Origin of the sequence: Polyangium jinanense, from assembly GCF_028435265.1 — a bacterium.
GTDB classification, from domain to species: domain Bacteria; phylum Myxococcota_A; class Polyangia; order Polyangiales; family Polyangiaceae; genus Polyangium; species Polyangium jinanense.
The window spans coordinates 1-18,982 of record NZ_JAGTJK010000063.1 but is presented as its reverse complement, the minus strand read 5'-3'; the positions used below and the strand labels follow the sequence as shown (position 1 = coordinate 18,982).

The 18,982-nt window shown below is 69.4% G+C and carries 14 protein-coding genes and 1 tRNA gene; 8 read left to right on the top strand and 7 right to left on the bottom strand.

Annotation, left to right across the window (positions count from 1 at the left end; all coding sequences use genetic code 11):
* Positions 1-59: 59 nt before the first annotated feature.
* Complete coding sequence (locus KEG38_RS48010) at positions 60-1,397, bottom strand: sigma 54-interacting transcriptional regulator (RefSeq protein WP_272427671.1); 1,338 nt, start codon at positions 1,395-1,397, stop codon at positions 60-62.
* A gap of 71 nt (positions 1,398-1,468) precedes the next feature.
* Here KEG38_RS48010 and KEG38_RS48005 point away from each other — a divergent pair, with 71 nt between their 5' ends.
* Positions 1,469-2,167, top strand: coding sequence for a hypothetical protein (locus KEG38_RS48005; protein ID WP_272427670.1), 699 nt, complete (start codon positions 1,469-1,471; stop codon positions 2,165-2,167).
* 3 nt (positions 2,168-2,170) lie between these two features.
* Here the strand turns inward: KEG38_RS48005 and KEG38_RS48000 are convergent, their stop codons facing one another.
* Both KEG38_RS48000 and KEG38_RS47995 read right to left on the bottom strand, forming a co-directional pair.
* The gene (locus tag KEG38_RS48000; protein ID WP_272427669.1) at positions 2,171-3,190 is read right to left on the bottom strand and encodes a tetratricopeptide repeat protein; all 1,020 of its coding nucleotides are present in this window, start codon (positions 3,188-3,190) and stop codon (positions 2,171-2,173) included.
* The gene (locus KEG38_RS47995; RefSeq protein ID WP_272427668.1) at positions 3,187-4,647 is read right to left on the bottom strand and encodes a serine/threonine-protein kinase; all 1,461 of its coding nucleotides are present in this window, start codon (positions 4,645-4,647) and stop codon (positions 3,187-3,189) included. Before KEG38_RS47995 ends, KEG38_RS48000 begins: the two co-directional genes overlap by 4 nt.
* 159 nt (positions 4,648-4,806) lie before the next feature.
* On the opposite strand from KEG38_RS47995, the gene KEG38_RS47990 reads away from it, so the two are divergent.
* On the top strand, positions 4,807-5,361 hold the full coding sequence (locus KEG38_RS47990) for a superoxide dismutase family protein (RefSeq protein ID WP_272427667.1): 555 nt from the start codon (positions 4,807-4,809) through the stop codon (positions 5,359-5,361).
* Here KEG38_RS47990 and KEG38_RS47985 read toward each other — a convergent pair.
* On the bottom strand, positions 5,345-6,280 hold the full coding sequence (locus tag KEG38_RS47985; protein ID WP_272427666.1) for a formate/nitrite transporter family protein: 936 nt from the start codon (positions 6,278-6,280) through the stop codon (positions 5,345-5,347). The genes KEG38_RS47990 and KEG38_RS47985 overlap by 17 nt on opposite strands.
* Positions 6,281-6,449: 169 nt before the next feature.
* Here KEG38_RS47985 and KEG38_RS47980 point away from each other — a divergent pair, with 169 nt between their 5' ends.
* Together KEG38_RS47980 and KEG38_RS47975 are read left to right on the top strand one after the other, a co-directional pair.
* Positions 6,450-7,925 (top strand): tetratricopeptide repeat protein, encoded by a 1,476-nt coding sequence (locus KEG38_RS47980; RefSeq protein WP_272427665.1) that lies wholly within the window; start codon positions 6,450-6,452, stop codon positions 7,923-7,925.
* Between the two features lie 71 nt (positions 7,926-7,996).
* Complete coding sequence (locus tag KEG38_RS47975) at positions 7,997-8,392, top strand: VOC family protein (RefSeq protein ID WP_272427664.1); 396 nt, start codon at positions 7,997-7,999, stop codon at positions 8,390-8,392.
* 3 nt (positions 8,393-8,395) lie between these two features.
* Here the strand turns inward: KEG38_RS47975 and KEG38_RS47970 are convergent, their stop codons facing one another.
* Entirely contained in the window at positions 8,396-9,616 is a 1,221-nt protein-coding gene (locus KEG38_RS47970) for a hypothetical protein (RefSeq protein ID WP_272427663.1), read from the bottom strand.
* Between the two features lie 161 nt (positions 9,617-9,777).
* Here KEG38_RS47970 and KEG38_RS47965 point away from each other — a divergent pair, with 161 nt between their 5' ends.
* From KEG38_RS47965 to KEG38_RS47955, 3 genes are all read left to right on the top strand, one after another.
* On the top strand, positions 9,778-12,585 hold the full coding sequence (locus KEG38_RS47965) for a cation-translocating P-type ATPase (protein WP_272427662.1): 2,808 nt from the start codon (positions 9,778-9,780) through the stop codon (positions 12,583-12,585).
* Between the two features lie 111 nt (positions 12,586-12,696).
* On the top strand, positions 12,697-15,366 hold the full coding sequence (locus KEG38_RS47960) for an ATP-binding protein (protein WP_272427661.1): 2,670 nt from the start codon (positions 12,697-12,699) through the stop codon (positions 15,364-15,366).
* 32 nt (positions 15,367-15,398) lie between these two features.
* On the top strand, positions 15,399-15,902 hold the full coding sequence (locus KEG38_RS47955; protein WP_272427660.1) for an acyl-CoA thioesterase: 504 nt from the start codon (positions 15,399-15,401) through the stop codon (positions 15,900-15,902).
* Between the two features lie 17 nt (positions 15,903-15,919).
* Here the strand turns inward: KEG38_RS47955 and KEG38_RS47950 are convergent.
* Both KEG38_RS47950 and KEG38_RS47945 read right to left on the bottom strand, forming a co-directional pair.
* Positions 15,920-15,995: transfer RNA gene (locus KEG38_RS47950), tRNA-His, on the bottom strand.
* A 74-nt stretch (positions 15,996-16,069) separates the two neighbouring features.
* Entirely contained in the window at positions 16,070-17,152 is a 1,083-nt protein-coding gene (locus tag KEG38_RS47945; RefSeq protein WP_272427659.1) for a histone deacetylase family protein, read from the bottom strand.
* An 85-nt stretch (positions 17,153-17,237) separates the two neighbouring features.
* On the opposite strand from KEG38_RS47945, the gene KEG38_RS47940 reads away from it, so the two are divergent.
* A complete protein-coding gene (locus KEG38_RS47940) occupies positions 17,238-18,674 on the top strand; it encodes a HAMP domain-containing protein (RefSeq protein ID WP_272427658.1) in 1,437 nt (478 codons plus the stop codon).
* Positions 18,675-18,982: the final 308 nt, after the last annotated feature.

Here is an 18,982-nt window from a genome sequence, read left to right as displayed (position 1 = left end):
GAAACGGGCCGAGGAGTTCTCGCCAACCGCCACCGCTGGATCGACGGCGCTCGTGGCTCTCAGCTTCCGCCCTCGTCCGCCCCACGGAAGCCGTATTTCCGCAAGAGCGTCCTGAGGTGGCTGCGGTCCATCTTCACCCGGCGCGACGCCTCGGAGATGTTGTCGTTCGTCGCGCGGAGCAGCGCCCGCACATAACGCCGCTCCCATTGATCCGAGGCCTTTTGTTTGCACACGCGGAAAGGCACTTCGAGGTCGATGTCGTCGTCCCGCTCCTTCATCCCGGGGCCCGACTCGACCTCGTTTCCGAGCGCCAGGACGGCCGGATCATTGAGGAGCACGGCGCGCTCGATCGCGGCGCGTAGCTCGCGCACGTTGCCGGGCCACGATTGCCGGCGGAGCGACTCCAGAAGCTCGTCCGGGATGGGTTGGTCGGGGACGAGCTCGGCGTGGAAATGGCGCGCGAGGCGCTCGATGTCGCCGGTGCGCTCGCGCAGCGGCGGGACGTGGATACGAACCACGTTGAGCCGGTAGAAGAGGTCGGCGCGAAACGTGTTGCGGTTGACCTCGGTGCGCAGGTCGCGGTTCGTCGCGGCGATCACGCGGACGTCGAGCTTGACGCGCTGGTTACTGCCGACGCGCTTCACGCTGCGCTCCTCCAGGGCGCGGAGCAGTTTGGGCTGCATGTCGAGCGGCAATTCGCCGATCTCGTCGATGAAAATGGTGCCGCCCTTCGCCTGCTCGAACGCGCCCGCGCGGTCGTTCTGCGCGCCCGTGAACGAGCCTTTGACATGCCCGAAGAGCTCACTCTCGATGAGCGTGGGCGCGATGGCCGCGCAATCGAGGACGACGAACGGGCCCGACGCGCGCGGGCTCGCCTCGTGAATGGCCGCCGCGAGGACGCCCTTTCCCGTGCCGGTCTCGCCTTCGAGGAGGACGGTGCTTTCCGATTGCGCGACGCGTGGCAAGGCCGCGAAAATGCGGCGCATGGCGGCGCTCGCCCCGAGGAGCGGGCCGAAGCCGTCCTCGGGGCTCAGCGCTTCGCAGATGTCCTCGTTCACCTGATCGACGAGCAGCGTCGTGCGGCCGACGCGCACGCGGGCGCCGGGCTCGACGTAGCCCGAGAGGACACGCATGCCGGAGACCCAGGTGCCGTTCGAGGAGCCGAGGTCCTTCAAGAGATACCCCTCGGACGTCGCCGAGAGGCTGAAATGGTGGCGGGAGACGGTGGGATCGGGGAGCACGAGGTCGTTTCCCTGGGCCGTGCCGACGGAGACCTCGCTCATCTGGGCGCGCAGCGAGGTGCCGGCGCCGGGGCCCTCGATCACGGTGAGCGAGAATCCGTCGAGGCGCAGCTCCTTGGGCCGGGAATGAAGGGGCAACGTGCTTTTCGCCGACATGGCCGCACAGCCTACCACGGCGAAGGCCCTGCGTGCGCATCCCGTGGTATCCTCGGCCCGAGGGTGCAATCATGCAAACAGGGAAGGCGGCGCGGATCGCCCTGCTGGTGTGGGCCTCGGGCCTCGTGGCCTTCGGTTGCCAGTTCGTCGCGGGGATCGCGGGGCTTTCGGCGACGGACGAACCCGGCGAGACCTGCGACGAGGAGGCGTGCGGCTTTTATGCCTGCAATGCGGAGGGGACGGATTGCAACACGAATTGCAACCGGATGATGGGGGGGTGCAAGGACGACGCCGTTTGCATCGCGCCGATGAACCAGCCCGGGACTTGCGAGGGATGCGGATGGGCGGCCCTGCCCGGAGTTTGTCCGAGCGCCGAATGCGATTCGTGCGCCGGGAACGTGTGCTTGCGCGTGTGCGATCAGCCGAACGAGTGCATGCAGGCCGACATGGACGCCGGGACCTTGACCTTGCCCCTCGATACGAAGCCGTCACCCATCCGGCTCGAATGCAAGGACCAATGCAACGACGTCCTCGTGAACTGCATGGGTGGCTCTCCCTGCGAGGTCGTCTGCGAGGAGGGAGGTTGTCACAACTTGACCGTGAAATGCGGCCCCGACGGCCAATGCAGCCTCGTCTGCAAGGGCCAGAGCTGCGTGGGCGCGACCGTGATCTGCGGCGACAACCGCTGCACGGCCACGTGTGATACCGCCGTGGAGATCGATCAGGTCTGCGGCGGCTCGTGTGATTGCAAGTCGGAGACGTGCCTCTGACCGTCAGAAGGTGCCGCGGAGCCCGAGCACGCCGGGCCCGACGAGGGGCGTGACGGAGACGGCGTGCGGGGGCGCGTTCTCACGTTTCGGCGCGAGCGCGACGCCCGCGATGCCCACGCCGAGGCCGAGGACGGCCACGCCAAACCCGATGTTCGAAACGTTCGCCAGGGTGTTCGCGGTGGCGAGTGCATCGGCTTGTCCGGGGCATGACGAGCCATTGCAATTCGGCAAGATCTCGCTCGCCTTGGCCAATGTGACGATCCCCGTCACCGCCCCCACGAGGAGCGCCGCGCCGCCGCCGCCGAATCCGGTGACCATGAGGATGGCGGAGGCGCTCGGGCTAGTCGGCGCGGGTATGGAACGCTCCGCGGGCGGCGGCTTCGGCTGCGAAATGGGGGGCAAGGGTTCGGGCGGCGGGGGCTTCGGCGCCTCGGGCGGCGGCTCCGGCGCGTCCTCGAGGGCGGGGATCACGACGGGAATCTCGCCCGGCTGCGAGGGGACGACGACCTCGCCGGTCCAGGCCCGTTTGCCCGGAGCAACCACCGTGACAGTGTGTTTGCCCGGGTCGATTGGCAAGGGGACGTTCAGCGCGGCGACGTCGATGGGTTTGTCGTCGAGCTTCATGCCGAGTCCGGCGGGCGGAGCTTCCATGCGCAGGACCACGTAGGCGAGCTTCTTCTTGAGCTCGACGACGTGGTCGCGCGCGAATTGCTCGCGGTCCTTTTGCCCTTTGCCGCGGGCGAGCGAGACGGCCGACGTGAATTCGGCCCAGGCCGTCGCGATTTTTCCTTCCTTCTCGTGGCAGACGGCGAGGTTCAGCAGCGTGCCGAGCTTCGGGTCGAGGCGCTGGCTCTCGGCGAGCTTCATGCAAGCCTCGGCATAACGCTGCTCGTCGAGGAGCTTGCGGCCCTGCTGGAAGAGCGCCTCGGCGACGGCGATGGATGGGCCTTCTGGCGATTGTGCACGCGCGGCGGAGGCGGTCACGGCAAGCGCGAGCGAAAAGGCAATCGCAGAGCGCCTCATTCGCGCTCCCCGAGGATCGGATCGAGGTTCGGCGTCTTCGACGGCGGTTTGGTCTTTGCAGGTTTGGCCGGGCGTGGTTGCGGGGCCACTGAGGCCGAGGTCGTCGTCGTGGGCGCGGGCGCGGGGCTGATTTCGGGCGGCGCGGGGGAAGGCGCGGCGGTCGGGATTCGCTCGGGCTCGGGCGATTCGACCTGCATGCCGGAGCTCGCGCCGGGCCCGAAAGGTTCGTCGCTCGGGGCAGGGCTCCGCGCCATGAGCGAGGCCGTCCCGCCGATTGCCGCAATGCCGAGCGCGGCGAAGAGCCACCGCGCGGACGGACCATTTTTTCGGTTTACGCTCGACGAATCGAGGGCGGACATGCGCTCGGTGGACGAAGGCTCGGAGCGCGCGTGCGGCGTCTCCGCAGGAGCCGATCGACCCGCCTGCGCCGTGGCGCGGAGGCCCTCGCTTTCGAGCGGGGCGCGGGCGCTCTCGACACTCGACGGCAAGGGGGGACGGGGCACGAGCTCGAGCAGAGCGGCCTGCGCGACGAGGGCCGCGACCGCCTCGCCCGCCGACGCGGGGCGATTGCGCGGCCGCTTTTCGAGCATGGCGAGGACGGGCGCGTCGAGCGCGGGCGGGAGGTCCGGACAAACGCTCGCCATGGCCGGCGGCGGCTCGGTGTCGTGCTTGAGGACGACGTCCATCGCGGAGTCGCCCGCGAACGGCACCACGCCCGTGAGCATTTCGTGGATCATGACGCCGAGCGAATAGATGTCGGACCGAGCGTCGACCTTTTTGCCGCGCGCTTGCTCGGGGGACATGTAGAGCGGGGTGCCGAGCAGGACGCCCGAGCCGGTCTTGTGGGCGACGTCGTCGTCCATGAGCTTCGCGATGCCGAAATCGAGCAATTTGGGGAAATGGGAGCCGTCGCGCTCGGCGGCGAGGAAGACGTTCTCCGGCTTGAGGTCGCGGTGCGTGATGCCCGCCTCGTGCGCGGCGTCGAGTGCGGAGGCGACGCCCTGGGCGATCTGGAGGGCTGTCGGGATCGGCAGGCGGCGCTTCTGCTGGATGAGCGCGGCGAGGGTCTGGCCCTCGACATACTCCATCACGAAGTAATGCCGTCCGCCGGGGAGCGTGTTGAAAGAAAAGATGTCGATGATGTTGCGGTGGCGGATCTTGTTCACCGCGCGCGCCTCGGCAATGAATCGGGAGACGGCCTCCGGGTCCGAGGCGAAGCGCCGGTTCAGGACCTTGACGGCGACCTTCTTGCCGATGAGCGGGTGCTCGCCGGCATAGACGTCGCCGAACGTGCCGCCGCCGATCTTGCGGTCGATGCGGTACTCGCCGACCATCGTGCCGGGCTCGAGCGTGTCGTCCGTCGGAAAAAAATCGGGCGATACGAGCGCCGCGCCATGCGCCGGGCATACGGGCACGTCGTCCTCGTAGCCCTCGCGGCACTCCGGACACATTCGCATACGAGGCCGGAGCTTACCGTTCCCAGGCGTTCCTTGGCTACACCTTCGACGAGGCGATCAGGCCCACGAAGGGACGCTTGCCGAGCCCGGCGAACGCGCCATGATGCGCGAACTTTCCAGGCAGGGATGCTTGGAGGACCAACGGCAGGGGAGGGGTACGTGACGAAGAAAGGCCATCCTTTCGCGGTCTTGGGCGCGTGTGTTCTGGCGGTGCTCTGCGGGTGCAGTGACGACGTCGCCGAAAACCCGGAGGGCGTAAAGGACGGGGCCCGGGCGACGGCGGAAATCACGCCCTCGACGGGCCAGACCGTCACGGGGACGGCCGTGTTCACCGAGGAGAATGGGCTCGTGCGGCTCAACCTCCACTTGAATGGCCTCGTCCCCGGCGTCCACGCGGTGCACATCCACGAAATGCCCGACTGCGGGATGGACGGAAACAATGCCATGGGGCACTGGAACCCGACGAACGAGGCGCACGGGGAGTGGGGAAGGCCGCCGTTTCATCGGGGCGATATCGGCAACGTGAAGGCGGACATGATGGGACAGGCGTCGTTCGCCCTCCGAACGGATCTCTGGACCCTCGGGGACGAGTCCACGACGGACGTCGTGAATCACGCATTCATGGTGCACGCAGATCCGGACGATTTCATCTCGCAGCCGTCGGGCAATGCGGGCGCCCGGATCGGCTGCGGCGTGATCAAGCTGAATCCGTAGCAGCGGCCGGCTCGCGCTCGGACGTGGGCTCGGGCTCGCTCGCGAGCAGCTCCAGCACGGGGGGCTCGGGGACGAGGACGAGCGCAGGGGCCGGCGCGGCGAGCTCCGGGGGCGCGGGGGCCTGGGCGGCGGCCTCGGGCTTGGGTTTGTGCGTGAAGTAAAGCGCCATTCCCGTGAAGAGGCAGCCGCCCACGAAATTGCCGGCCGTGACCGGGAGCTGGTTCTTGAGCCACCAGTCCGCGAACGTCACCTTCGCGCCGAGCATCATGCCGGCCGGAATGACGAACATGTTCACGACCGAATGCTCATAGCCATGCGCGAAAAACACGAAAACCGGTAGCCAAGCGGCGGCGATCTTGCCGACGGTCGACGTGGACGTCATGGCCATGACGACGCCTAGACAAACCATCCAGTTGCAGAGGATGCTCCGGACGAACACGCCGAGGAGGCCGGCGAGGCCGTACTGGGGGAACTGGGTTTTCGCCTGGGCGATGGCGACGATCTTGTTCGCGACGGCGTCGGGCGGGACGCTGCCCGCCATCGTGAGCGAGATCGAGAGCAGCCACGCATAAAAGAGGCTGCCCACGAGGTTCGCGGAGAATACGACGCCGAAGTTGCGGAGGACCTGCCAGAGGGTCACGCGCTTGTCGAGCATCGCCATGGGCAGAAGCGCGAAGTTGCCCGTGACGAGCTCGAACCCGAGCAGGACGATCATCACGAAGCCGACGGGAAAGACGAGCGCGCCGGCGACCGGGAGGGTGGTCTGGACGGTCGTGGTGACGGCCAGGCTCGTGGCGAAGCCGAGGAGCGCGCCCGAGAGGAAGCCGCGGATCACGAGGTCCCGGAGCGACGCCGCGGCCTTGGCCGCGCCCGCGTCGAGCATGGTGGAGACGACCTTCGACGGAGCGACGTAGTCCATGAACGGAGCCATCATCACCCGCGCGCGCCGCCCTTGGGAAGCCCCTCGCCGGAGGATCGCAGGAACCCACCAAGAAACGGCGTGTCGCTCCGTCTATCTGCGGTCCGCGATCCCGGCCATCCGTCCGGGGGCGCGGGTGTGATACAACAAACCAGGCATCGAGGTGCACATGAACCCGAAGCGGTGGAGCTCGCGTGTGATTCTGGGGGTGTCGTTACTCGTCACGGGGGCCGCGGGCGCCGAGGACACGCCGGCGCCGGCGCCGGCACCGAAGGCGGAAGGGGCGGCGGCGGCCGATCCGGCGGCGGATGCGGAGGCGTTCCTGAAGACGTGGAACGAGAGCGGCAAGCCGCTTTGCGAGAAGAACGAGCCGGGTTGCGCGGCGGCCGGGCAGGCGCTGGTGAAGGCGGCGGCAGCGTTCGAGGCGGCGCACAAGCGAGACAAGGCGATCGCCGTGCGGAAGATGATCCTCGACCCGAAGAACCGGCTCGATTACACGGATTACGGCAAGGAGGCGGCGTTCCTCGTCGCCACGAACCTGCAGTCGATCGGTGAATTCGCCGAGGCCGCGAATTACCACGAGGCGGCCGCCCGCAAGTTCCCGCAAATGGCGCAGGCGCCGGCCGCGCTGGCCGAGGCCGTGATGCTGCGGAGCGGGCTGAAGGACCAGAAGGCGGCCGCCCTGGACGTCGAGCTTTTCGCGAAGAATTACGGGGCGAAGCAGCCGGAGGAGTCGGCGCGGCTCGCGGTCGTGATGGCGGATTTCCTGGTCGGCGAGGAGAAATGGCTCGACGCGCGCGGGTGGCTCCAGAAATGGATGGCGGCGGTGGACAAGGGGGGTGGACTGCAGGATCGGATCCACGCGCACACGCTGCTCGGGCGCTCGATGGCGAAGCTCGACGACAAGAAGGGCGCGGCGAAGGAGTTCGAGGTCGTGCGCGCGGCGTGGAAGAATCCCGAGGCCAGCTTGAAGGAGCTCGCGGCGCAGGGGGGCAGCGACCAGGACCAGGCGCGGCGGGTCGGGCGGGCGGTGACGGACGTGGGCGAGGCGTTGTTCTTCTTCGCCGAGGAAAAACGGGTCGAGGCCGATGCGATCCGGTATCCCGAATACAAGGGGCCCGCGGACCGTGAATCGGTGATGAAGCACATCAACACGAAGGTCGTGGATTGGGTGAAGAAGAAGCGGCCGGCGATCGAGGAGGTGGAGAAGGCCTACGGGCAGGTGGTGACGCTGAATCCCGCGCCGCCGCCGAAGTGGGTGATTGCCTCGGCGTCGCGCGTGGGGATGTTGTGGGGCAAGTTCGTCGCGGAGTTCCGCGCGGCGCCGATCCCCAAGGAATGGCGGGGGAACGGCACGATCCCCGGGACGACCCTCACGTACGAGGAGCTGCGGAAAGCTTATTACGAGAAGCTCGACGAGGCGAGCGAGCCGCAGAAGCTGCAGGCGAAGAAGGCCTTCGAGGTTTGCGTGAATTACTCGGCGAAGTATCAATACTTCGATCAGTACGCGCGGAATTGCAGCGTGTGGCTCGCGAAGAACTACCCGAAGGAGCACGTGCTCGTGGAGGAGCTCGTTCCGCGCCACGCAGGCGCGAGCTCCGTGCTCCAGCCGTCGCCGGTCGCGAAGGCCGCGCCTTCTCGTTAGAAGAGCCGAAGAGCGACGAGGGCGCGCGCCGGGCCATCCCGACGCGCGCCCGGCCGTGCTAGGGAGAGCGCATGACCCCCGACGAACCCTACCTCATGCCCTCCCACGTGAGGCTGCTCGTCTCGGACCCGGCGCGCTCGACGGCGTTTTACGAGTCGCTCGGTTTCCACTGCGTGAATCGCGACGGCGTGTTCGTGCACCTGCGCTGGGCCCGGTACGCCGACGTGTTCCTGGTCGGGATGCCGAGCGGCGTCGAGCTGCCGGGGCAACGCGGGCTCGGGGTGATCCTGTGTTTCTACGCGAGCGACGAGGTGTCGCTCGACGATCTGCGCGCCCGGGCCGAGGCCTCCGGCGCTGCGGTGGACGGGCCGCGCAACCAGCCGTGGTTCACGCGTGAGCTCGTGGTGACGGATCCGGAAGGGTACAAGCTCGCATTCGTGACGCCGAGCGAGCGCGTGGAGGCGTAGCGCTCACTGGCACGCGAGCCGGCAGCGCGACGCGGCCGAGAGGCACTGCGCCTGGCAGGATTGCCAGCGGCCGTACTCGCTGCTCAGCGTCGGCTCGCTGCCGCAGCCGCGATTGCATTGTTTCTGCGTGGCGGAGCAACGGTCGACGCAGGCCGTGCCATTGTCCGGGAGCGCGGGTTTGTCCGAGGTGGCAGGCGCTTTGCGGGGCTGGGTCGCGGGCGCGGCGCGGGCCTTTGCGGGCGCGGGGGTGTCGGCAGGATTGGCGTCGTCGGAGGTAGGGGGCGAGCCGCCGGGGGCGTCCGCGGGGCGCGAGGAGCGGCCGATCGAGGGCGGACGGCCGATCATGGGGCGCATGCCGCATTGCTCGTAGGCGCTCTTGAAGAGGTCGGTGCTCGGCTCTTCGTTGGGTCCGAGAGGCAAGTCGCAGCCACGCGCGAGGTTGCCGAGGCTGCGACGTACGGCGTCGGCCGCGAGGCGCGAAGGGCCACTTTCGCGGAGAGGTCGTTCGCCCTTGGCCTGCGCGTCGGTGCCGGCGAGGAGCGGCGCCGGGCCGGACGAGTTCGCGCCAGCGCGGCCGACGAGGAAAGCGCCGACGGAGGCGACGACGATGACGGCGCCGGCGATGGCGAAGAGCAAGGTGAAGCGGCGGCCGTCGACGGGGCGGGCAGGCTCGTGCGAAGCCGTGCCGGGCCAGACGGGCGCGTACGGATCCCGAAGGAGCGGGGCGTCAGGGCCGCGGGGAGGCTCGACGACGGTGGGAGTGGGCGCGGGAGCGGGAGCGGCAGCGGGCGCGGAGGCGGCTTCGGGCGCGGGCGCGGGAGCGGTCTCGGGTGCGGGCGCGGGAGCGGTCTCGGGTGCGGGAGCGGCAGCGGGCGCGGCAGCGGGCTCGGCAGCGGGCGCGGCAGCGGCCTCGGGCGTGAGCGGCGCGAGCGGAGGCGGCGGCGGGAAGGCGGGTGCTACGCCGGCGCGCTGGATCGGCGCGGGCCACTCCATGAGCGGTCGCGCTTGCTTCAGCGCTTCGACGAGACGATCGAGCGAGCCTTGTCGCTCGAAGTGCCGGATGACCTCACGCGCAACGTCCTGGATGCCGCGACCCTCGCCGGGCAGGCCGGTCGCGCCGAGGCCCTCGGCGAGCTCGCGTAGATCCTTGGCGCTGAAACAAAGCGTGATGCATCGGCGCACCTCGGCCGGGTCGTAGCTCGGCCGTTCCCCTTGGTCGCTCACGCCGGGAGCTTACCCCGGCCCGCGGCCCGTGGGCACCGGAAGCGCTCCCCCGCCCGTTCGAAACGAAACGATCGGGGTTCGGGGCGCAGCTCGGCTCGTCCGAGCGTAGCCCCGAGCGTTGAAAGGACTCGGCACGCGCCGTGAAGGGGTCGGGGAAGGACATGAAGCAAGTTGTGCCCGCGCCCGCCCGGATCGAGCAGAAAGCGTACTACGCGGAGCCCACCGAGGCCGTACTCGTAGCCCTTGGGAGCTCCGAAAACGGGCTGCTCTCCACGGAGGCCACACGAAGGCTCACGGAGCATGGACCCAACGTGCTGCCGAGGGCCGCCCGGGAAGGCCCGCTCGCGCTTTTGTTCCGGCAGATCAAGAGCCCGCTCATCTACGTGCTCATCGCGGCGGCGGCGCTCGCCTTCGCGCTCGGGAAGTACACGGACGGCGCGGTGGTGCTCGGCGTGGTCGTGCTGAACACGCTGATCGGCTTCATCCAGGAGTACCGCGCAGGTCAGGAGATCGAGGCGCTCTCGGCCCTCGTGCCCGAGCTCGCGACGGTGCTGCGCGACGGCGGAAAGATCACCGTGCCCGCGGAAGAGCTCGTGCCCGGCGACGTCGTGCTGCTCGCGGCCGGTGACAAGGCAGCCGCAGACATGCGGCTCCTGCACGTGAAGAACCTCGCGGCCGACGAGGCGCCGCTGACGGGGGAGTCGGTGCCGGTGCGCAAGCACGTCGAGCCAGCGCCGAAGGACGCCGCCGTGGCCGATCGGAAGAGCATGGTCCACGGCGGCACGTTGATCACGACGGGCACGGGGCAAGCCGTGGTGGTGGCGACGGGCGCGCAGACGGAGATCGGGAAGATCTCATCACTGCTGCGCGAAGCCACGGAGCTCGAGACGCCCCTCACGCGCTCGCTCGCGCGCGTGGCGCAGGTGCTGACGGTGGCGATCGCGATCGTGGCGGCGCTCTTGGTGGCCGTCGCGCTCGTGCGCGGCTACCCCTTCCTCGAAGCGATCCTCGCGGGGATCACGCTGGCGGTGGCGGCGATCCCGGAGGGCCTGCCGGCGATCATCACGATCTCGCTGGCGATCGGCGTGCGACGGATGGCAGCGCGGCGCGCGGTGGTGCGGAAGCTGCCGGCCGTCGAGACGCTGGGACAAGCGGGCGTCGTGTGTACGGACAAGACGGGCACGCTGACGCGGAGCGAGATGACGGTGTCCGCGATCTGGACGCCGTCGGACGCGTACGAGCTGTCGGGCGTGGGGTACGATCCGAAAGGCGAGCTCAGGCGCGACGGGAAGCCTTTGGGCGCGACGCCGGACGACGTGCGCGCGCTGCTCCGCGCCGCGGCGCTGTGCAACGACGCGCGGCTCGTGCAGCGTGAGGGCGGAGGCTTCGGGATCACGGGGGATCCGACGGAAGCGGCGCTCGTCGTGGCCGCGCAGAAGCTCGGGATGACGGGCGACGCGCTGCACGAGGAGGCGCCGCGGCGCGACGCGATCCCGTTCGAGTCGGAGCACAAGTACATGGCGACGCTGCACGCGTCGGCCGCGGGCGAGCAAGAGATCTTGATGAAGGGCGCGCCGGAGGTGGTGCTCGGCCGCGCGAGTCGGCTCGCCGGCGGAGCAGAGCTCGATCGACAGGTCGTGCTCACGCACGTGGAGGCGATGGCGTCGCGCGGGATGCGCGTGCTCGCGGTGGCGTCACGCAAGCCGGAGCAGCCGCTCGTGGGGCTCGGCGAGGCGGAGGTGGCGTGTGGGTTCGAGCTGCTCGGGCTCGTGGGGATGATCGATCCGCCGAGGCCGGAGGCGATCGAGGCGGTGAAGGCGTGTCAACACGCGGGGATCACGGTCAAGATGATCACGGGCGATCACCCCGTGACGGCGAAGGCAATCGCGATCGAGCTCGGGCTCATCGGACCTGCGGACGAGGTCGTCACGGGCCGCGAGCTCTCGGCGATGTCGCACGCGGATCTCGCGAAGGCGGCGCGGACGCAGAACGTGTTCGCGCGCGTGGCGCCGGAGCACAAGCTCAGGCTCGTGGAGGCGCTGCAAGCCGCGCGGCAGGTCGTGGCGATGACGGGCGACGGCGTGAACGACGCGCCGGCGTTGAAGCAGGCGAACATCGGCGTCGCGATGGGGATCACGGGGACGGCCGTGGCCAAGCAAGCGGCCGACATCGTGCTCACGGACGACAACTTCGCGAGCATCCGCGCGGCCGTGGAGGAGGGCCGGCGTGTCTACGACAACCTGATCAAGGCGCTCGCGTTCGTGCTGCCGACGAACATCGGCGAGGCGCTCGTGCTGCTCATCGCGGTGCTGTTTTTCCCGCTCGAAGGCGGGCGGCCGCTCCTGCCGATGGCGCCCGTGCAGATCCTCTGGATCAACCTCGTCGCCACGGTGACCTTGTCGCTCCCGCTCGCGTTCGAGGCCAAGGAGCCGAACCTGATGGCGCGGCCGCCGCGCCGCACCGACGAGCCCATCCTCGGGCGGTTCGTGCTCGCGCGGACGGTGGTCGTGGCGCTCCTCATGACGGCCGGTGCGGTGGGGCTCTTCTTGATGGAGTACCGAGACAAGCTCGACGCCGGACTGCCGCCGGACTTCGCGCTGCGCGAGGCGCAGACGATGGCCGTGACCACGATGGTCCTGTTCCAGGTGTTCTACCTCCTGAACTGCCGCTCGCTTCACGGCTCGTCCCTGGAAATCGGGCTGTTTTCGAATCCGCTCGTGTACGTCGGGATCGGAGCGCTCCTCTTGCTCCAGCTCGGGTTCGTGTACCTGCCGTTCATGCACACGCTCTTCGATTCGGCCCCGCTCGGCGCTTCGGAGTGGGCGAAATCCACGGCCGCCGCCCTCGTGGTCCTGCCGGTCATCGGCCTGGAGAAGTGGTGGCAACGGAGGAGGTCGCTGCGCCGTACCGGGCGCACCCCGGGCGGCCCGAGCTTCCGGGTCTTCCGCCCGCGGCCCCACCCCTCTTGAGGCGGCGAATACGCGAAAAATGCACCCGGCGCCGCTTTCCTCGGAGCGGGCAAGGCTATACCCTCGCCGCGTCGGAGAAAAACCTCCCTCGCCAGACCTCCGCGGAGCTCGATGGAGACCGAGAGACCAAACGTCAGTGCGCCACGCGCGCCCGCGTGTCCGCTCGTGGGCCGGGACGAAGAGCTTTCCCTGCTCGCCGAGAGCCTCGCCGCCGTCGAAGAGCGGCGCGACACGCGCATCGTGACGATCGTCGGACCCGCAGGCATCGGCAAGACGCGGCTCGTCGCGGAGTTCGTCGCGTCGCGCAAGAACGAGGTCCGCGCGTTCGAAGGCAGCGCGCGCGACGGTTCGGTGTCGTTCTCGCCCTTCGCGCGGCTCATCCGCTCGCGCTTCGGCCTCGTGCGCGGCATGGACCCGGACGAGGCGCGCAGGGCCATCCGGCTGCAACTCGAAGGCGTGCTCGAGCCGCGGCGCGTGAGCGACGCCGTGACATTCCTCGGGCAGCTCCTCGGCCTGACCGAGGAAGAGAGCCCGTTGACGCGCGCCGTGAGCGACGACCCGCACGAAGCCGAGCTCGTGCGCCGCGCCGTGGTGAAGGCGTTCCTCGAAGCGGACGCGCAGAAGGGTCCGCTCATCCTGGTGCTCGAAGATCTGCACGAGGCGCACGAGGACGCGCTCTCGCTGCTTCGCTACCTGCTCGAATACCTGACGGGCCCGATCCTCGTGATCTGCACGGGCCGCGATGATCTCGTCTACCGGCAGGAGGACTGGGCGCGCGTGGGCGAGCGAAGGCACACGCTGCTCTCGCTCGGTCCGCTCGGCGACGCGGACAGCGCGCGTGTGTCGAGCGCGATGCTCGCGGTCTTTGCGTTCGGCGGTGAGGTGCCCGCGCCGCTCATCGAGACGGCGTGTGCGTTCGCGCGAGGGAACCCGGGGCTCCTCGCGCAGATGGTGGAGATTTACGCGGCCGAGGGCGTGATCGCCGAGGCCACGACGGAAGAGGGCGAGACCCGGCTCGTGCTCCACCCGGAGCGGCTCAGGGCGGCGCGGCTGCCGGCGACGGTCGAGGACGCGGTCGAGGCGCGCGTGGCCTCGCTCGACGAGGAAGAGCGCACCGTGCTCGAGCAGGCGGCGGCGATGGGCGCCGTGTTCTGGAGCGGCGCGTTCGTGGCGCTCGCGCGCACGGGGCTCGAAGCGCCGGACCTCTGGGTCGAGGAGGAGACGGGCGACGTCGCGCGGATCGGGCGCATGCTCGACGGCCTCTGCAAGAACGGGTGGATCGTGCGCCGCGCCGGGACGATTTTTCCGGGCTCGGTGGAGTACGCCTGGGCGCGGAGCGAGGAGCGCGAGGCGATCGCGTCGGAGACGAGCACCGACGCGAAGAGCCTCTCCAACCGCGTCATCGCCGACTGGATGGAGCATCAGCCCGGCGTGCGCACGAGCGAGGAGCGGATCGCGTCGCTCGCGCGGCACCGCGAGCAAGCGGGCGAGTCGATCCAGGCGGGCCTCGCGTACCTGGAGGCGGCGGCCGTGGCGCGGCGCAGGTACGCGAACGGCAAATCGTGCGAGTACTACCAGCGAGGCCTGGAGCTGCTCGGCGACTCGCACGATGGCGCGCGGATCGACGCGCTGCACGCGTACGGCGACGTGCTCCAGTCGATGGGCTACATCGACGACGCGATGGCCGCGTTCCGCGGGATGCTGACGCTCGCGTACCGGCTCGACATGAAGAAGAAGGGCGGCGCCGCGCACAACCGCATCGGCCGGCTCTTCCGCGACATGGGTTCACTCGACGAGGGCGAGCGGCATCTGACGACGGCGATGTCGCTCTTCGAAGCCTCGGGCGACGAGCGCGGCGTGGCCTCGACGATCGACGACCTCGGCAAGATCGCCTGGCTCAAAGGTGAGTACGAGTCGGCGCTCACGAGCTTCCGCGACGGCCTCACGCGTCGGCAGAAGCTCGGCGACAGGCGATCGATCGCGCTGTCGCTCAACAACGTGGGCCTCGCGCTGCAGGACTCGGGGCAGTTCAAGGAGGCGCTCGAGGCGTTCGAGCAGTCGCTCGCGATCCGGCGCGAGGTCGGCGACCTCGTCGGCGTGGTGACGACGCTGAACAACCTCGGGACGATCGCCGAGGAGCGCAGGAATTTTCAGAAGGCGCTCGTGATGTTCGAGGAGGCCCTCGAGGTGGCGCAGCAGATCGGCGATCGGAACAAGATCGCGCTCGTGCTGACGAACATCGGGACGACGTACTACCGGAGCGGCGAGCCCGAGAAGGCGATCGGCGTGCTCGTGCGCGCCGAGGGCCTGTGCGACGAGCTCGGCGATCGGCTGAAGCTCGCGGAGACGCTCCGCGCGCTCGGCAAGGCGTACCTGATGCAAGGCGACCTCGGCAAGGCGCGCGACTGCATCGGCCGCGCGGTCGACCTCTTCGCCTCCGTGCGCAGCAAGGTGCACCTCGCGGCGGCGCTCAGGACGCTCGGCGAGATCACGGCGGCCGGCGGCTGGGGCCACGCGCATACGACGAGCGCGCGTGAGTACTTCGACCGCGCCGTGGCCATCTTCGAGCAGAGCGGCAACGAGGTGGAGCTCGCGCGGACGTTCAAGACCTACGCGCGTTTCCTGCGGAAGAACCCGGAGCTCGCCGGCAACGAAGAGGTGCAGAAGGAGGCGAGCACGATGGATGCGCGCGCCGATGCGATCTTCGGTCGGCTGCAGATGACGAGCGCGAGCAAGTCGGAGCTGCCGCCCTCGCCGGAGGCCGAGATCGAGGTGGGGTGACGGGAGCCACGCCTCCGTGGTACCCGGCATCCATGTCGACCCTCGCCGCCTCGCTTCCTCCCCGCAACGTCAGCGACTCGATCACGACGATGACCGAGTACGTGCTCCCGACGCACGCGAACGCGCTCGGGAACGTGTTCGGCGGGCAGATCCTCGCGTGGATCGATCTCTGCGCCGCGATCTGCGCGCAGCGTCACGCCGGCCGGCTCGCGGTGACCGCCGAGTTCGACGACGTCTCGTTCGAGGCGCCCATCAAGGTCGGGCAAGTCGTGCTGCTTCGCGCCCGCGTGACGGCGGCGTTTCGGACCTCCGTCGAGATCCTCGTCGACGTCGAAGGCGAGGATGCGCCCTCGGGCAAGCGCTGGCGGTGCGCGCACGCGTTCGTGACCTTCGTGGCGATGCAGGAGGTCGACGGCACGCTCAAGCCTGCGCTCGTCCCGGCGCTCGTCTGCGAGACCGAGGAGGATCGGGCGCTCGCGCTGGAGGCGAACGATCGGAGGAATGAGCGTCTGGCGCGGCGGAAGCGCGCGCGCTGAGGATCAGCTCGACGACTTGGGGTGAGTAACGGGGCTCGAACCCGCGACAGCTGGTACCACAAACCAGCGCTCTACCAACTGAGCTATACCCACCGTGGTACGACCCCTGAGGGGCAACACCGGGCGCGCACTGTACACGGTTCGCCCTAGCGTGCAACGATTTTGTTTCAGATCCCTCGCCAGCGCTCGGCGGCCGTCGTCCGGGCTTGCGTGACCTCACCCGTGTGCCGGAAGGAGGCGGGCGGCGCGTTGCTCGACCTCGGCTCGGCCGAGACGGCAGACGCCGCGCTGATCAGCGTCTCCGCAAGCGAGCTCGACAGCGCCGAGAGGTCGTAGCCGCCTTCCAGGAAAAACGCGAGCCGGCCCTCGGCGTTCCGCTGCGCCGCGCGCGCGATCAGCGTCGCCATCGTCGCGTAGCCCTGATCCGACACGCACATGTCCGCGAGCGGATCCCGCTGGTGCGCGTCGAAGCCCGCCGACACGAGGATGAGCTCCGGCTCGAACGCCTCGAGCACCGGATCGACGATCTGCCGGAACGCCTCGGCGTACACCCGATCCCCCGCGCCCTGCGAGAGCGGCACGTTCACCGTGTAGCCCTCCGCGTCGCCGCCGCCCTTCTCGTGCACCGCGCCCGTGCCCGGATAGTACGGGAACTGGTGCAGCGAGATGTAGAGCACGCGCGGATCGGTCCAGAAGATGTCCTGCGTGCCGTTGCCGTGATGCACGTCCCAGTCGAGGATCGCCACGCGCTCGAGCCCCTTCGCGAGCGCGCTCGCGGCCGCGACCGCGACGTTGTTCAAGAGGCAGAAGCCCATGCCGCGGCTACGCGTCGCGTGATGACCCGGCGGGCGCAAAAGCGCGAGGCCGGGAGAACGCGCCTCGCCTGGCTTCTGGCTCGACGGATCGAGCAGCGCGTCGACGAGCGTGATGCCGGCGCCTGCCGCGCGCCGCGCTGCGGCGACGGACGAGGGCGCGAGGTACGTGTCCGGATCGAGCGAGGCGTGATGGCCGGCGAGCTTCGCGAGGCTCGCGAGGTAGGCCTCGTCGTGCACGCGCGCGAGCTCCTCTTCCGTTGCGTCACGTGTCTCGACGGGCGTGATGCCGAGGCCTTCACGAGCACAACGATCGAGTGCCGCGCGCGCCGCGTGCAGGCGCTCGGGGCGCTCGGGGTGGTAGCCGCGCGAGCGGTGGTCGTCGAAGAGCGCGTCACCGACGACGAGGATCTGCGAGGCGGGGTTCGTTGCGATCATGGGACTCCGGCAGGGACGGTTGAGGACTCGCCCGGGCGGATGGTAACGTCCTTACCCCGTCGCCCGCAAAGGAGGGCGGCCTTTCATGCGCGCAAAAATCATTACCGTTTTCACGGTGGTCGTGCTGGTGGTGGGGGTGCTCGCGTTTGCCTTGACCCGGGCCTCCTTGAACCCTGGGTCGCCCCGGGCCGACGCGGCCCGAGCGCTGGTCGCCGCCGAGGCGGTTCTTCGGGTCCAGGCCGGGGAGGTCGAGCGGTGGCTCGCGTCCCAGGCTGCGGATCCGAAGGTGCGTGAGCCCTTCAGCGCAGGCACGGGCCAGGCCAGGAGCGACGGAGCCACCAGTGTGGCGAACGGTATCAAGACCGCCACCAGCAAAGCGCCTGCGATCGCTGGGCTCGGGCCCTCGCTCGTGGCGATCGTGGATGCGAAGGGCACGGCGCTCGGCCGGGACGGCTCGCCCTTCCTGCGTGGGGATGATCTGGGCGGGATTTACCCAGCGCTCCGGGCCGGGCTCGCCGAGGGGCGGGCGGGCTCGGATGTGTGGGTGACGCCGGCGCGGAACGAGCAATTGCTCGTGTCGTGGGCCCCCATCCGGGGCGAGAACGGGCAGGTGCTCGGCGGGCTCGTGCTCGGGACGGCGCTCGGCGACGCTCGCTTGACGGACGTGGCGAATCAAACGAGCGGGGCCACGCTCTGGTTCGAGGTGAAGGACAAGGACGGCTATCGAATCGTCGCGCAATCGAAGGGCGGCGCGCCGGACCTCGCCTCGGCGATCGACACGAAGCAGCTCGAAGCGGGCGCGGCGTCGGCGCTCGCGACGGGGCAGGCGGTCGACGTCACGGCCTTGCCGCCCGATTTCGGCGTGAAGGTGGGCCCGCTCGGCGGGTATGGCGACGGCAAGCGGGCGCTGCTCGTGGCGGTGGCGCGGGCGAATGCGCCGGCGGCGACGACGTTACTGTTTCCGTTTCTCGGGGCCATTGCGCTCGGCATCGTGCTCGTGGCCATGGCGGGGCATGTCCTCGGGCAATCGATCATGCGGCCCATCGAGGAGATCGAGGAGGGGCTGCTCGCGATCATGAATGGTCGGACGGACCTGCGTTTCCAGATCGAGCATCCGGAGCTCGGTGGTCTCGCCTCGCGGCTGAACAGCCTTCTGAGCCAGCTCCTCGGCATGCCGGAGGACGAAACCGGCGCGCCGCCGCCGGCCATGGCGGTGCGGGGGAAGGAGCCCGAAGAGGCGCTCGCGGTGGACGAGTCGCTCGCGAAACAGCAGGCGTCGGGCGGCGAGGCGACGGCGCTCGGCGCGGAGGACGAGGCCGCGTATCACGCGCGCATCTTCGACGATTACATCCGCGCGAAGAAGAGCGTGGGGGATCCGGTCGATCACATCACGCGGGACGCGTTCGTCGCGCGGATCGTGGCGAGCGAGAAGCAGATGGCGCAGAAGCACGGGAAACCCGTGCGGTACAAGGTCGAGGTGCGCGGCAAGGAGGTCGTCTTGCTCGCGGTGCCGCTCGGGTAAAGCGACCTTGCTGCGTGACGTTCGGGCGGAGCTATCCGAGGGCGCCTTGCGAGTCTGCCGTGCGAGGCTGCGCCGAGCGCCCTGAGGGCTGCGGAGCCTTGCACGGCCTCCCTGCTTGTATCAACCCCACCCTGTAGTAGGCAGCAAGCTGGGAGAGGGTCGCCGTACACTGCTTGAGGCTTTGTCCTCGTACCTGAGATCGGCGCCCTCGACCGGTGTTCTTGGCTCGGACGGTATCATGGGGTCCCCCTCCAGGGGGCATCCCCGCATCTACAAGCGCGAGCATGGACACCGGCTCCGAGGCTCCC

Bases quoted from the DNA above. Each gene is read 5' to 3' on its own strand.
- KEG38_RS48010 (WP_272427671.1), bottom strand. From the start codon at position 1,397: ATGTCGGCGAAAAGCACGTTGCCCCTTCATTCCCGGCCCAAGGAGCTG.
- KEG38_RS48005 (WP_272427670.1), top strand. From the start codon at position 1,469: ATGCAAACAGGGAAGGCGGCGCGGATCGCCCTGCTGGTGTGGGCCTCG.
- KEG38_RS48000 (WP_272427669.1), bottom strand. From the start codon at position 3,190: ATGAGGCGCTCTGCGATTGCCTTTTCGCTCGCGCTTGCCGTGACCGCC.
- KEG38_RS47995 (WP_272427668.1), bottom strand. From the start codon at position 4,647: ATGCGAATGTGTCCGGAGTGCCGCGAGGGCTACGAGGACGACGTGCCC.
- KEG38_RS47985 (WP_272427666.1), bottom strand. From the start codon at position 6,280: ATGGACTACGTCGCTCCGTCGAAGGTCGTCTCCACCATGCTCGACGCG.
- KEG38_RS47980 (WP_272427665.1), top strand. From the start codon at position 6,450: ATGAACCCGAAGCGGTGGAGCTCGCGTGTGATTCTGGGGGTGTCGTTA.
- KEG38_RS47975 (WP_272427664.1), top strand. From the start codon at position 7,997: ATGACCCCCGACGAACCCTACCTCATGCCCTCCCACGTGAGGCTGCTC.
- KEG38_RS47965 (WP_272427662.1), top strand. From the start codon at position 9,778: ATGAAGCAAGTTGTGCCCGCGCCCGCCCGGATCGAGCAGAAAGCGTAC.
- KEG38_RS47960 (WP_272427661.1), top strand. From the start codon at position 12,697: ATGGAGACCGAGAGACCAAACGTCAGTGCGCCACGCGCGCCCGCGTGT.
- KEG38_RS47955 (WP_272427660.1), top strand. From the start codon at position 15,399: ATGTCGACCCTCGCCGCCTCGCTTCCTCCCCGCAACGTCAGCGACTCG.
- KEG38_RS47945 (WP_272427659.1), bottom strand. From the start codon at position 17,152: ATGATCGCAACGAACCCCGCCTCGCAGATCCTCGTCGTCGGTGACGCG.
- KEG38_RS47940 (WP_272427658.1), top strand. From the start codon at position 17,238: ATGCGCGCAAAAATCATTACCGTTTTCACGGTGGTCGTGCTGGTGGTG.